This window comes from Bradyrhizobium sp. (assembly GCF_016219575.1).
Lineage (GTDB): Bacteria > Pseudomonadota > Alphaproteobacteria > Rhizobiales > Xanthobacteraceae > Bradyrhizobium.
The window spans coordinates 179288-192570 of sequence record NZ_JACRMG010000023.1 but is presented as its reverse complement, the minus strand read 5'-3'; the positions used below and the strand labels follow the sequence as shown (position 1 = coordinate 192570).

Sequence of the window (13283 nt, the reverse complement as noted above, 5' to 3'; positions counted from 1 at the left end):
ACCGCGCGCGACAACCCGGAGAACAGGACACATGGCCCGTATCACGTTGCGTCAATTGCTCGATCACGCGGCGGAACACGATTACGGCGTGCCCGCGTTCAACATCAACAACATGGAGCAGGCGCTGGCGATCATGGAGGCCACGTCCTCGCTCGATGCTCCCGTCATCATCCAGGCATCGCGCGGCGCGCGCTCCTACGCCAACGACGTGATGCTCCGCCACATGATGGACGCCGTCACCGAAATCTACCCGCAGATTCCGGTCTGCGTGCATCTCGACCACGGCAACGAACCCGCCACCTGCATGACGGCGATCCAGGCCGGCTTCACCTCAGTCATGATGGACGGTTCGCTGAAGGCCGACGGCAAGACCCCCGGCGACTGGGACTACAATGTCGGCGTCACCAAGACCGTGACCGACATGGCCCATCTCGGCGGCATCTCCGTGGAAGGCGAACTCGGCGTGCTCGGTTCGCTCGAGACCGGCATGGGAGACAAGGAGGACGGCCACGGCGCCGAAGGCAAGCTGTCGCACGACCAGCTGCTGACCAATCCCGACGAAGCCGTGAAGTTCGTCAGGGAGACCAGGGTCGACGCGCTGGCGATCGCGATGGGCACCTCGCACGGCGCCTACAAGTTCACCCGCAAGCCGGACGGCGACATCCTCGCCATGAACGTGATCGAGGAAATCCACCGCAAGCTGCCGAACACGCATCTGGTCATGCACGGCTCCTCGTCGGTGCCGCAGGATCTGCAGGACATCATCAATGCCAACGGCGGCAAGATGAAGCCGACCTGGGGCGTGCCGGTGTCGGAAATCCAGCGCGGCATCAAGAACGGTGTGCGCAAGATCAACATCGACACCGACAACCGCATGGCGATGACCGGCCAGATCCGCAAGGTGCTCAAGGACCATCCGGAAGAGTTCGATCCGCGCAAGTACCTGAAGCCCGCGATGGAGGCGATGACGAAACTGTGCAAGCAGCGCCTGCAGGAGTTCAATACCGCAGGCCAGGCCAGCAAGATCAAGAAGGTGCTGACCCCTGCGGAAATGGCCAAGCGCTACGCCAAGGGCGAACTCGACCCGCGGGTGGCCTAGTGCCTCCCCCTCGCCCCGCTCTTCGCGGGGAGAGGGTTGGGGTGAGGGGCTGCATCCACGACAACGGAAACAATCGGAATCGCGGAGAGTCCCCCTCACCCGCGCCTCCGGCGCGACCTCTCCCCGCAGGCGGGGCGAGGTGGACCGAGCCAAGCTCACCCCATTGTGTTCCCCACAGTTCTCTCCCCTCCTGCGACGAACGTAAATCTCCTCATTTGCCCGAGAACCGTCTATTTTCAGCGGTCAAAGCACCTTACGCCGGGAGAACGATCCGATGAATCTTGCCGAACTCAACAAAATCGCCGTTGCCATGGTCACGCCGGGCAAGGGCATTCTGGCTGCCGACGAATCGTCGGGCACCATCAAGAAGCGATTTGACGCCATCAAGGTCGAATCGACCGAGGACAACCGGCGCGACTACCGCGAGATGCTGTTCCGCTCGACGGAAGCGATGAGCAAATATATCTCCGGCGTCATCCTCTACGACGAAACCATCTGGCAGAACGCCAAGGACGGCACGCCGCTGGTCAAGCTGATCGAGCAGGCGGGCTCCATCCCCGGCATCAAGGTCGACGAGGGCACGCAGGCCCTGCCGCAATGTCCGGGCGAACTCGTCACCGTCGGGCTCGACAAGCTCGCAGAACGCCTGAAGAAGTATTACGAGCGCGGCGCGCGCTTTGCGAAATGGCGCGCGGTGATCGATATCGGCAGCGGTATCCCCACCATGACCGCGATCAGTGTCAACGCGCATGCGCTGGCCCGCTACGCCGCGCTGTGCCAGGCGGCGCAGATCGTGCCGATCGTCGAGCCGGAAGTGCTGATGGACGGCGACCACGTCATCGACCGCTGCTACGAGGTGACGCAGCGCGTGCTCAACAAGACCTTCCAGGAACTGCGCGTGCAGCGCGTCGAGCTGGAAGGCATGGTGCTGAAGCCGAACATGGCGATCTCGGGCAAGAAGTGCCCGAAGCAGGCTTCCGTCGCCGAGGTCGCGGAGAAGACCGTGCGGATGCTGAAGGCATGCGTGCCGGCAGCCGTGCCCGGCATCGCCTTCCTCTCCGGCGGCCAGAGCGACGAGGAGGCTACCGCCCATCTCGATGCCATGAACAAAATCGGCAATCTGCCGTGGAAGCTGACCTTCTCCTACGGCCGCGCGCTGCAGGCCGCGCCGCAGAAGGCATGGTCGGGCAAATCGGAGAATGTCGCCGCCGGCCAGCGCGCCTTTGCGCACCGCGCGCACATGAACGGGCTCGCCAGCAGGGGCAACTGGGAATCCGGCCTGGAAAAGAAGGTGGCTTGAGCTTGGCCGCCAAACCCCCTCCGCCGCGTCCGACGCCGCGCCTTTATCTGGCGACGCCGGAGGTGGACGATCCGTCGCATCTCGTCAGCGTCCTGCCGGACTTGCTCGCGGCCGCCGATGTCGCGGCCGTGCTGGTGCGGCTGAAAGAGGCCGACCAGCGCAGCATGATCTCGCGCATCAAGGCGCTGGCGCCCGCGATCCAGAACGCCGGCGCGGCGCTCCTGGTGGACGGTCATTTCGAGCTGGTCGCGCGCGGCGGCGCCGATGGCGCGCATCTGACCGGCATCGCGGCGCTGGAAGAAGCGCTTCCGTCGCTGAAGCCGGACCGCATTGCGGGCGTCGGCGGACTGGCGACGCGCCATGATTCCATGGCCGCGGGCGAGCTGGGTGCGGACTACGTGCTGTTCGGCGAGCCCGATGCGAAAGGCGAGCGGCCCTCGGCGGAGGCGATCGCCGAGCGCCTGCAATGGTGGGACGAGCTGTTCGAGCCTCCCAGCGTCGGCTTTGCCGCTTCGCTCGAAGAGGTTTCGGAGTTCGCCGCCGCCGGCGCCGATTTCGTGCTGGTCGGCGATTTCATCTGGGCCGATCCGCGCGGTGCCAAAGCGGCGCTGGTCGAGGCCGCCCAGGCGATACGGCAGGCGCATCGCTCCGCTCACGGACGAGTCCAGGCCGGATGAGAATCTTGCGGCCAATAATGCTTGTTGCAGCGAGCCTAATGCTCACGCCGGGCGCATTCGCGCAGGTGCAGCTCACGCCGCCTGCCGCCGACAGCAAGGGTGCCCCGAAGAAGGAGGGGCCGAAGGAGAAGAAGGCGCCGGCGGCGGCCAAGAAGCCGGCTCCCGCCGCAACACCCAAGGCTGCGCCTGCGGCAACGCCAACTCCGGCGCCGACCGCCACGCAGGCCGCGCCTTCCGTCTTCGATGATCCCAATGTCGATCTCGTCTACGGCGCCTATCAGCGCGGCATGTACAAGACCGCGTTCGACCTCGCGATGACCCGTGCGCAGTACAACGGCGATCCCAAGGCGATGACCATGCTGGGCGAACTCTACGCCAACGCGATGGGCGTCAAGCGCGACTATGCAAGGGCGGCCGAATGGTACAAGCGCGCCGCCGATGCCGGCGACCGCGAGGCGATGTTTGCGCTCGCCATGATGCGGCTTTCGGGCCGCGGCGGCAGCACCAACCGCGAGGAGGCCGTGAAGCTGCTCGCTTCCTCCGCAAAACTCGGCAATCCCAAGGCGGCCTACAATCTCGCCCTGCTCTATCTCGACGGCCAGACGCTGCCGCAGGACGTGCGGCGCGCCGCCGAGCTGTTGCGCGTCGCGGCCGACGCCGGCAATCCCGAGGCGCAATACGCGCTGGCGACCTTCTACAAGGAAGGCACCGGCGTCGAGAAGGACGCGGAGAAGGCGGTGCGCCTGCTGCAGGCGGCCTCGCTCGCCGGCAATGTCGATGCCGAAGTCGAATATGCCATCGCGATGTTCAACGGGTCGGGCACGCCGAAGAACCAGCCCGCCGCCGTGGCGCTGCTGCGCAAGGCCGCCAGGCAGAACAGTCCGATTGCGCAGAACCGACTGGCGCGCGTGCTCGCGTTCGGAACCGGCGTGCAGCAGGACAAGGTCGAGGCACTGAAATGGCACTGGATTGCCAAGAGCGCCGGCAAGGGCGACCCCGAGCTCGACGAGATCCTGGCCAGCGTCCCTGCCGCCGACCGCGCCAAGGCCGAGGAAGCCGGGCGCAAATGGCTCGGCAACAAATGATCCGCCTTGACGGCGCTGGCCCGGCAGGGCACCCAAGGCCGCACGGATCGCCCTTTCCCCTCATTCCTGCCGCGTGATTGCATGCTCTATTCCGCCCTCATCAACGTCATGGTCAAGGCTGCGCGCCGCGCCGGCCGCAGCCTGAAGCGCGACCTCGGCGAGATCGAGCATCTGCAGGTGTCGCTGAAGGGGCCGGCCAATTTCGTCTCACTCGCCGACAAGCGCGCGGAGGAGATGCTCTATACGGATCTGGCAAAGGCGCGGCCCGGCTACGGCTTCCTCGGCGAGGAAGGCGGCACGCGCGAGGGCAACGACAAGAGCCACACCTGGATCGTCGATCCCCTCGACGGCACCACCAACTTCCTGCACGGCATTCCGCAGTTCGCGATCTCGATTGGCCTCGCGCGCGAGGGCACGATCATCGCCGGCGTGATCTACAATCCCGCCAATGAGGAACTCTATATCGCCGAGCGCGGCAAGGGCGCGTTCCTCAACGACCAGCGGCTGCGCGTCGCCGGCCGGCGCAAGCTCAACGAATGCGTGATCGCCTGCGGCCTGCCGCATATCGGCCGCGGCGACCATGAGCTGTCGCGCCGCGAACTGGCAGCGCTGCAGGACGAGGTCGCAGGGCTGCGCCGTTTCGGCGCCGCCTCGCTCGATCTGGCCTTCGTCGCCGCCGGCCGCCTCGACGGCTACTGGGAGCGTAATTTGAGCCCCTGGGACATCGCGGCCGGACAGATCATGGTGCGCGAAGCCGGCGGCATCGTCTCCGGCATCGAAGGCCACGACAACGCGCTCACCACCGGCCACGTCGTCTGCGGCAACGAGTTCGTGCACGCCGAGCTGGTGAAGATATTGAAGCCGTTGTAGCGGATCGCGATGCGCAAGCTCGCCATATCGGCCGCGGCGGTCCTCTCCGCTCTGGCGCTGGCGATCATGCTCTGGCGCATCGAACCGCTGCTGCCCGAACGCGGCGGCACGACCTGCTTTGCCGCCGAGTACAGCCCTCCCCGCCCGATCGACCTGTCCTCGCCGAGGCGCGACCAGAAGAGCGTCGGAGATGTGAAATCGATGCGGGTGGAGATCTGGCTATCGCCGGATGAACGCCCCTTCCGCGGCGAGCGCGCCGGCCGCAGCTACGACTGGCGCTACAGCTTGCGGCTTCAGGCCCGTTTGACCGACGCGAGCCTGCTTTCGACCGGCGCCATCTGCGAATGGAGCGACACCTTCGTGGACCGCCTGATGCCGGTCCTGTCCTGCTACATCGACTGCGACGGCGGCAGCGTCTCCGTGTTCCGCAACATCGGTCAGAACGCGCTCTCGGTGCGGTTCGAGGCCGGCGAACGGCTGCGAACCGGCCAAAGCTGCGACGGCGGCGGCTCGGTGTTCATCGGGGCGGAGCGGGAGGCGCGGAGCTTGCCGGTGGAGCAACTGTCTCGGCAGAAATGCACGGAGTGATTGCTATTCCGCCGGTGCGTGTGCGCGGCTCTCAGCCTCGGCTTTCTTCTCCGCCTTCTCCCGATCCCCCGCCAGCACGCGCTGCACGGACACGAAGAACACGGGCACCATCAGCAGCGCGAGGATGACGACCGCGATCATGCCGCCCATCACGCTGGTGCCGAGCGCCTGCTGGCTGGCGCCGCCGGCGCCGTGGGCGACCACCATCGGCAACACGCCGCAGACGAAGGCAAGGCCGGTCATCAGGATCGGGCGGAAACGCAGCGTGCAGGCCTCGATCGTCGCCTCGACCAGCGGCTTGCCCTCGGCACGCAGGTCTTTCGCGAATTCGATGATGAGGATGGCGTCCTTGGCGGCAAGGCCGATGATGGTGATGAGGCCGACGGTGAAATAGACGTCGTTGGGGAGCCCCCGCATCGTCGCCGCCACCACGGCGCCGGCCACGCCGAGCGGCACGGTGAGCAGCACCGCGAGCGGAATGGTCCAGCTTTCGTAGAGCGCGGCAAGCAGGAGGAACACGACGAATACGGACAGTCCCAGCAGCAGCGGCGCCTGCGAGCCGGAGAGCTTTTCCTGCAGCGATTGCCCGGTCCAGTCATAGCCGAAGCCGCGCGGCAGGCGACCCGCCAGCCGCTCCATCTCCTTGATGGCGTCGCCGGACGTGTAGCCGGGCTTCGCCTCGCCGGTGATGCGCACGGCGGGATAGTAGTTGAAGCCGGTGATCTGCGACGGGCCCTTCGACCAGTCGATCGACGCGAAGGCCGAGAACGGCACGAGCTGGCCGCGGCTGTTCTTGACGTTGTAGTTCAGGAGATCCTCGGCCTTCATGCGGCTACCGGCATCTGCCTGCACGATCACCCGCTGCATCCGGCCGCGGTTCGGGAAGTCGTTGATGTAGTTCGAGCCGAGATTGGTCGAAATCGTGTTGTTGATGTCCTCGAAGGTGATGCCGAAGGCGCCGGCCTTCTCGCGGTCGATCATCAAATTGACCTGCGGCGCCGGCGGCAGGCCCTCGATGAAGACCTTCTGCAGGATCGGGCTCGCATTCGCCTCCGACACAAGCCGGTCGGCCGCGGCCGTCAGCGCGGCAAATCCCTTCTGGCCGCGGTCCTGCAGGCGGAACGAGAAGCCGGAGGAATTGCCGAGATTGTCGATCGGCGGCGGCTGCAGCGCGGTGATCCTGGCGTCGCGGATCGAGGCAAGGTGCTTGTTGATGTCGGCGACGATGTTGGCCGCGGAATCCTTCGGAGGACGTTCCGACCAGTCTTTCAGCGAGATGAACGCCTGCGCAGTGTTCATGCCCTGGCCGAGGAAGCTGAAGCCGGTGAGAAAGGTGACGTCGTCGATGCCGGAACGCTCCAGCAGGTATTTCTCCACCTTCTCGATCGCCTCCTCGGTGCGGGCGTAGGAGGACTCCGGCGGGGTCTGCACGTCGGTGGTGATGAAGCCCTGGTCGTCGACCGGCAGGAAGCCGCCGGGCAGGCGCACGAAGGCCCAGGACAGGCCGACCAGCAGCGCGGCATAGATCAGCATCAGGCGGCCGGTGCGCTTCAGCGAGCCCTGCACGGTGCGTGAATAGTGATGCCGGCTGGAATCGAGCATCCGGTTGAACCAGCCGAACACGCCCTTCTCCGCGTGCGCATGGCCGGCTTGGACGGGCTTCAGCAGGGTTGCGCACAGCGCAGGGGTCAGCGACAGCGCCATCAACGCCGAGAACGAGATCGCGGCCACCATGGTGACCGAGAACTGGCGGTAGATGATGCCGACCGATCCCGGAAAGAACGCCATTGGCAGGAACACCGCAACCAGCACCAGCGTGATGCCGACGATGGCGCTCGTGATCTGCGACATCGCCTTGCGCGTCGCCTCCTTCGGCGGCAGGCCTTCCTCCGCCATGATGCGCTCGACGTTCTCCACCACGACGATGGCGTCGTCGACGAGAATGCCGACCGCCAGCACCATGCCGAACATGGTGAGCATGTTGATGGAATAGCCCATCAGCATCAGCGTGGCGCAGGCGCCCAGCAGGGCCACCGGCACCACGATGGTCGGGATCATGGTGTAGCGGATATTCTGCAGGAACAGGAACATCACGATGAACACCAGCGCCACCGCTTCGACCAGCGTCATCAGTACCTTGTTGATCGAGGCCTTCACCACGGGTGTGATGTTGTAGGGAATGTCGTAGGCGATGTTGGCGGGGAAGAACTTCGACAGCTCCTTCATCTTCTTCTCGACCGCGCTGGCCGTCGCAAGCGCGTTGCCGGTCGGCGCCAGAAGCACGGAGAGGCCCGCGGTCGGCTTGCCGTTGAGGCGGGTCTGGAACTGGTAACTGAGGCCGCCGATCTCGATGCGCGCGACGTCGCGCAGCCGCACCGTCGAGCCGTCGGCGCTGGCGCGCAGGATGATGGCGCCGAATTCATCCGGCGAGGAGAGCTGGCCCTTGACCAGCACCTGGGCGGCAATCTTGGTGCCGGGCGTGCTCGGCTCGGCGCCGACGCTGCCGGAGGCCACTTGCGCGTTCTGGGCCGCAATGGCCTTGTTGACGTCGTCGGAGGTGAGCCCGTAGCCGACCAGCTTTCCCGGGTCGATCCAGATGCGAAGCGAACGTTCGGTGGAATAGAGCGTGGCGCGGCCGACGCCGGGAATGCGCCGCACTTCGCCGAGGATGTTGCGGATCATGAAGTCGCCGAGGCCGACCTCGTCGAGGCTGTCGTCGGTCGAGCGCAACGTGATGATCTGCAGCACGGCGCTGGAAGCTTCCTCGACCAGGATGCCCTGCTGGATCACCGCCCGCGGCAGGCGCGCCTCGACGCGCTTCAGGCGGTTCTGCACCTCGACCGAGGCCGCGCTGGTCTCCGTGCCCGGCACGAAGTTGGCGATGATCTCGACCTGGCCCAGCGAGTCGCTGGTGGATTCGAAATTGAGAATGCCGCTGGCGCCGTTGAGTTCCTCCTCGATCAGCCTCGTCACGCTGTTGTAGAGGTTTTCCGGCGAGGCGCCGGGATAGCTCGTGCTGATCGAGATCGACGGCGGCGCGATGATCGGATATTGCGCGACCGCCAGCAGCGGAATCGAGATCGCGCCGATCAGGCAGATGAAAAGCGCGACGACCCAGGCGAAGATCGGCCTGTCGATGAAGAAGCTCGGCATCGTCTTATCGCCGGAGCGGTTGCTGAATCAGGTCCGCAGATGCGTCCGCCTCGGTCCAGGACTGCGTCCTGACCCTGTCGCCGGGCGTGAATTTCTGGAAGCCTTCGACCACGACCTTGTCGCCGGACTTCAGGCCGTCGGTGACGAACCACATGCCGTCCTGCAGCGACCCGGTCTTCACCGGCTGGACGGTGACCTTGCCGTCGTCCCTGACCACGAAGACTTCGCTACCGCCGCCGCTGTTGCGCTGAATGGCCTGCTCCGGAACCGCAATCGCGTCGCTGTCGATGCCCTGCTCGATCTGGACGCGCACATACATGCCCGGAAGCAGTTCGCGCTTCGGATTGGGGAACTCGGCGCGCATCGTCACCTTTCCGGTATGCGCGTCGACCTTGGCCTCGGAGAACAGCAGCTTGCCCGGCATGGGATAGGGCTCGCCCGCGCCAAGCTCGAGTCGCACCTTCACTGCATCGGGTGCGACAAGCTCACCGGTGTCGAAGGCGCGGCGCAGCTGTTGCATCTCGGTGATCGATTGGGTGAAGTCGGCGTAGATCGGATCGAGTTGCTGGATCGTTGCAAGACTTGTCGATTCGTTCTGCACCACCAGCGCGCCTTCGCTGACATGAGCCGCGCCGACGATGCCGTCGATCGGCGCGCGGATCGTGGCGTAATCGAGATTGAGCTTCGCGCGCGCCACGTCGGCCTTGCGGGCGGCGACATCGGCTTCCGCCTGGCGCAGGGTGGCGATTGCCTCTTCGTTCTTCGCTTCCGGCGCCGCCTTCTCCTTGTACAGCGTGCCGATGCGGTTGGCATGCGACGTCGCTTGATCGAACACCGCCCTGGCACGCGACAGCGCGGCTTCGGTCGATTGCACCTCGACCTCGAACGGACGCGGATCGATGCGATAGAGGGGGTCGCCAGCCTTGACCTCGCTGCCCTGATGGAACAGCCGCTCGACAATGATCCCGGAAACGCGCGGGCGAACTTCTGCGACACGCGTCGGTGCTATCCGGCCCGGCAATTCGCGCACCACGGCGCGCGCGCGCGGCTGCACGACGACGATGCTGACATCTACTTCGGGGATTGCGGGAGCGGCGGTCGCCGTCGGTTCCTTGCATCCGGCAAGCATCGGCGCCAGCACAGCGAGCATCAATGCAATGCAGGCCGATTGCGCACGTAAGCCGGACATCGAAACAGTCGCCCCTAGTTGAACTTCAAAAGCGCGAATGGTGAGCCGCGCCACGCGATGTTTCCGCGTGTTTATGCAGGAAACATACGGCGTACCTACCGCGATGCAACATCTTTCGCGGCGGCTCAATGTCACACAACGCTAGGGGACTGAAACCGCAGACCTTTTTCGGATTCACCGGATTGTGACTCCGCGCGATTCCGGTTCCATTCAGATCAAATGATTAATGCGCCGTCATTTGATTGCTCAGCGAGGCAGCAAGCGGGAAGAATGTTAGGCGCAGTTTGAACGAAACGAATCTATGCAGCCTTCATGCGGTAGTGGCTGACGCCCCATTCGCTGCCGTCGGCGTAGCCGAACAAGCCGGCCGTGGCGAGGAAGAACCAGCGCCAGCGCCGCATCCACAAGGCCGTGTCCTCACCATAGACGCCGTGCAGCACCCGTTCGATCTCATCGCGATGCGCATCGAAATTCTGCAGCCAGTCGAGCGCAGTGCGCCGGTAATGCGTACCGCTCCAGCGCCATTCCTTCTCTACCTCGAGGATGTCGGCATATTGCCGGACCAGGTGATGGCTCGGCATCACGCCGCCGGTAAAGAAGTGCTGCGCGATCCAGTCCTCGCGGACGGTACGATCGAACAGATAGGAGCCCGATCGGTGCGTGAAGATGTGCATGAAGAAGCGCCCGCCTGCGGGCTTCAGCCATGACCGCACGCGGATCATCAGCTCGCGCCAGTTCATCATGTGCTCGAACATCTCGACCGAGACGATGCGGTCGAAGCGTTCATCGAGATCGAGCCGGTTCATGTCGCAGGTGATCACGCGCAGATTGTTGAGGCCGCGCCTCGCCGCCTCGGCCTCGATATGGTCGCGCTGCGAAATCGAGTTCGACACCGCCGTGATCTGCGCGTTGGGAAACTGCCGCGCCATCCACAGCGACAGCGAGCCCCAGCCGCAGCCGAGTTCCAGGATCGACTGGCCGTCGGCAAGCTCCGCATGCTCCGCGGTCTGGCGCAGCGCCTCCTCTTCCGCCTCCTGCAGCGTGGAGGCAGGCTCCCTGTAGAAGCAGGAGGAATATTTGCGGTTCGGACCCAGCACCTTGACGAAGAAAGCCGCCGGTACCTCGTAATGCTGCGCGTTTGCTTCATCGGTGTATTCGGCGATCGCACGCGCGGCCATTCCGTCGGCGAAAGCGGCGTCGGTCCTTGCATCGCATTCGGAGAGCCGCGTTGCCGTGCGTGAGCACAATCGATGGATCGCGGCGCGGATGATCGCGTCGGGCAGCGGCACGCGCTCGGCGGTACCGATGATGGTCGAGATGAAGCTCATGTCGCGGCTCCCCTTGATGGCCATGGAAAGAACCGACTCGTCCGCAGCTGATAGTCGCGATAGCGCTCGCCGCGGGAGCGCAGCATCTGTTCTTCCAGCGGCGGGATGCCGGTCACATGAACCAGGATCCAGTACATGAAGACCGGTGCGAGCAGGGTCGCCCAACCCCAGGGGTAATCGATCGAGAGACCGATCACGGGATAGGCGAGCCAGCCGAACCATTCGAAGAAGTAATTGGGATGGCGCGACCAGCGCCACAGGCCGACGTCGCGGACCCGGCCGGCGTTGGCGGGATTTTCCCGGAAACGTTTCAATTGCGCATCGGCCAGCGCCTCACCGGCAATGCCGACGAAAAGGATCAGCGCCCCGGCATAGTCCTGCCAGCGCAACGCCCCGGAGGGAAAGCGGGCCGCCACGAAAATCGCGAACACCAGCGGGATGGTGCCGAGCGCCTGGTTCTGCAGGAAGATGAACATCCGCCGCGGCGCGTTGGGGCCCCATTCCTTCGCAAACGCCGCATAGCGCGGATCGTCCGATATCCCGGCGGTGCGGACGGCGATGTGGATGCCGAGCCGCAGCGACCAGATCGCGACCAGGCCCGCGACCAGCCATTGCCGGGCGTTCGGTTCAGCGCCCGCGATCGGCCACAACGCGCTGCTGGCGCCGACGAGGCCGAGCGAGAAGGTCCAGATGGTATCGACCCAGCCGGAATTGCCGCTGCGCTGCTGCACCAGGAAGGCGCCAGCCATCAGGATCGAAAGGGAGGCGGCAATCAGAACGAGGGCCGCAAGGTAGGTCAGCGCCATGCAAAATCCCGATATGGCTCAGCCAGGCATCGAACATTGCAAAAATACGCGGGGAGATAATGCCCGGTTTCAATTTCCGGTTCCCCTTTTGGTCTGATCGAAAACCGGGCATTCCGGCCTTTTCTCCCTCCGTTCCTGTGCCATATTGGCGGTCCGACCGCGCTTTTTCGCCATGGATGACGAAGGCCTATGCCCCAAAATCCCTCCCCCCGCGCCGCAATGGAAATCGAGCTGACCAAGCTGTCGTCGCCCCGGATTTTCCTGGTGCGGATGCTGGTATTCCTGGTGCTCTGCGCGCTCGTGATGGTCGTGCTCTACAAGCAGATCATGGTCGCCTTCTTCGCCAATCCCGGGCTCAACGCCCTGATCGGCGCGGTGCTCCTGATCGGCATCATCCTGTCGTTCCGGCAGGTGATCCGGCTCTATCCGGAGGTCGCCTGGGTCAACAATTTCCGCATCGCCGATCCCGGCCTTGCGGTGGAGCGGCACCCGACCCTGCTGGCACCGATGGCCGCGATCCTGGGCGGCGAGCGCACCGGGCGGATGACCATCACGCAGCAGACCATGCGGCACCTGCTCGACTCCATCGCCACCCGCCTCGATGAAGCCCGCGACATCTCGCGCTACATGACGGGCCTGCTGGTGTTCCTCGGCCTGCTCGGCACCTTCTGGGGCCTGATCGAGACCGTCGGCTCCGTCGGCAAGGTGATCGAGGGGCTGAAGGTCGGCGGCGATGCCGGCTCGCTGTTCGATGCGCTGAAGGAAGGTCTTGCCGCCCCGCTCGGCGGTATGGGCATCTCCTTCTCGTCCTCGCTGTTCGGCCTCGCAGGCTCGCTGATCCTCGGCTTCCTCGACCTGCAATCGAGCCAGGCGCAGAACCGCTTCTACACCGACCTCGAAGACTGGCTCGCCACCACCGTGCGCGAATATGCCCGCGACGATGCGACCGGTGCCGGGCCCGGCCTGCAGCAGGCGCTCGACCGGTTGCGGCATGCGGTGGAGGAAGGCGGCAGCAATCGCAACGCCACCGCGGCGATGGCCAATCTGGCGGAGGCGATCCAGGGGCTGGTGGCGCATATGCGCACCGAGCAGCAGATGATCCGCGAATGGGCCGACGGCCAGGGCGAGCAGAACAAGGAGATCAAGCGCCTGCTGGAGCGCATCGCCCGCCAGCCTGAGAAAAGCTGA

The 13283-nt window shown here is 65.2% G+C and carries 11 protein-coding genes; 7 read left to right on the top strand and 4 right to left on the bottom strand.

Translation table 11 applies throughout. The features are described 5' to 3' along the window. The first annotated feature begins 31 nt into the window (after positions 1-31). The 6 genes from fba to HZB49_RS19235 all read left to right on the top strand — a co-directional run bounded on the left by fba (position 32) and on the right by HZB49_RS19235 (position 5619). On the top strand, positions 32-1099 hold the full coding sequence (gene fba, locus HZB49_RS19260; protein ID WP_291614236.1) for a class II fructose-bisphosphate aldolase: 1068 nt from the start codon (positions 32-34) through the stop codon (positions 1097-1099). Positions 1100-1373: 274 nt separating this feature from the next. Beyond that, a complete protein-coding gene (locus HZB49_RS19255) occupies positions 1374-2399 on the top strand; it encodes a class I fructose-bisphosphate aldolase (protein WP_291614234.1) in 1026 nt (341 codons plus the stop codon). Positions 2400-2401: 2 nt separating this feature from the next. Then, on the top strand, positions 2402-3076 hold the full coding sequence (locus HZB49_RS19250; RefSeq protein ID WP_291614232.1) for a thiamine phosphate synthase: 675 nt from the start codon (positions 2402-2404) through the stop codon (positions 3074-3076). Continuing rightward, on the top strand, positions 3073-4161 hold the full coding sequence (locus HZB49_RS19245; protein WP_291614230.1) for a tetratricopeptide repeat protein: 1089 nt from the start codon (positions 3073-3075) through the stop codon (positions 4159-4161). The genes HZB49_RS19250 and HZB49_RS19245 overlap by 4 nt, the downstream gene beginning before the upstream one ends. 81 nt (positions 4162-4242) lie before the next feature. After that, positions 4243-5031, top strand: a complete 789-nt coding sequence (locus tag HZB49_RS19240; protein WP_291614228.1) for an inositol monophosphatase family protein — start codon at positions 4243-4245, stop codon at positions 5029-5031. 9 nt (positions 5032-5040) lie between these two features. Continuing rightward, on the top strand, positions 5041-5619 hold the full coding sequence (locus tag HZB49_RS19235) for a hypothetical protein (RefSeq protein WP_291614226.1): 579 nt from the start codon (positions 5041-5043) through the stop codon (positions 5617-5619). Between the two features lie 3 nt (positions 5620-5622). Here the strand turns inward: HZB49_RS19235 and HZB49_RS19230 are convergent, their stop codons facing one another. The 4 genes from HZB49_RS19230 to HZB49_RS19215 all read right to left on the bottom strand — a co-directional run bounded on the left by HZB49_RS19230 (position 5623) and on the right by HZB49_RS19215 (position 12095). Next, positions 5623-8772, bottom strand: coding sequence for a multidrug efflux RND transporter permease subunit (locus tag HZB49_RS19230; RefSeq protein WP_291614224.1), 3150 nt, complete (start codon positions 8770-8772; stop codon positions 5623-5625). A gap of 4 nt (positions 8773-8776) precedes the next feature. Then, on the bottom strand, positions 8777-9961 hold the full coding sequence (locus HZB49_RS19225; RefSeq protein WP_291614222.1) for an efflux RND transporter periplasmic adaptor subunit: 1185 nt from the start codon (positions 9959-9961) through the stop codon (positions 8777-8779). Between the two features lie 299 nt (positions 9962-10260). After that, positions 10261-11289 (bottom strand): cyclopropane-fatty-acyl-phospholipid synthase family protein, encoded by a 1029-nt coding sequence (locus HZB49_RS19220; RefSeq protein WP_291614220.1) that lies wholly within the window; start codon positions 11287-11289, stop codon positions 10261-10263. Continuing rightward, a complete protein-coding gene (locus HZB49_RS19215) occupies positions 11286-12095 on the bottom strand; it encodes a DUF1295 domain-containing protein (protein WP_291614218.1) in 810 nt (269 codons plus the stop codon). The genes HZB49_RS19220 and HZB49_RS19215 overlap by 4 nt, the downstream gene beginning before the upstream one ends. A 189-nt stretch (positions 12096-12284) precedes the next feature. On the opposite strand from HZB49_RS19215, the gene HZB49_RS19210 reads away from it, so the two are divergent. Then, positions 12285-13283 carry a flagellar motor protein MotA gene (locus HZB49_RS19210; protein WP_291614216.1) on the top strand — a complete coding sequence of 333 codons (999 nt, stop codon included), beginning with the start codon at positions 12285-12287 and terminating at the stop codon, positions 13281-13283.

Coding starts and splice junctions, on each gene's coding strand:
- HZB49_RS19240 (WP_291614228.1), top strand. CDS start 4,243: ATGCTCTATTCCGCCCTCATCAACGTCATGGTCAAGGCTGCGCGCCGC.
- HZB49_RS19220 (WP_291614220.1), bottom strand. CDS start 11,289: ATGAGCTTCATCTCGACCATCATCGGTACCGCCGAGCGCGTGCCGCTG.
- HZB49_RS19245 (WP_291614230.1), top strand. CDS start 3,073: ATGAGAATCTTGCGGCCAATAATGCTTGTTGCAGCGAGCCTAATGCTC.
- HZB49_RS19255 (WP_291614234.1), top strand. CDS start 1,374: ATGAATCTTGCCGAACTCAACAAAATCGCCGTTGCCATGGTCACGCCG.
- HZB49_RS19235 (WP_291614226.1), top strand. CDS start 5,041: ATGCGCAAGCTCGCCATATCGGCCGCGGCGGTCCTCTCCGCTCTGGCG.
- HZB49_RS19215 (WP_291614218.1), bottom strand. CDS start 12,095: ATGGCGCTGACCTACCTTGCGGCCCTCGTTCTGATTGCCGCCTCCCTT.
- fba (WP_291614236.1), top strand. CDS start 32: ATGGCCCGTATCACGTTGCGTCAATTGCTCGATCACGCGGCGGAACAC.
- HZB49_RS19230 (WP_291614224.1), bottom strand. CDS start 8,772: ATGCCGAGCTTCTTCATCGACAGGCCGATCTTCGCCTGGGTCGTCGCG.
- HZB49_RS19225 (WP_291614222.1), bottom strand. CDS start 9,961: ATGTCCGGCTTACGTGCGCAATCGGCCTGCATTGCATTGATGCTCGCT.
- HZB49_RS19210 (WP_291614216.1), top strand. CDS start 12,285: ATGCCCCAAAATCCCTCCCCCCGCGCCGCAATGGAAATCGAGCTGACC.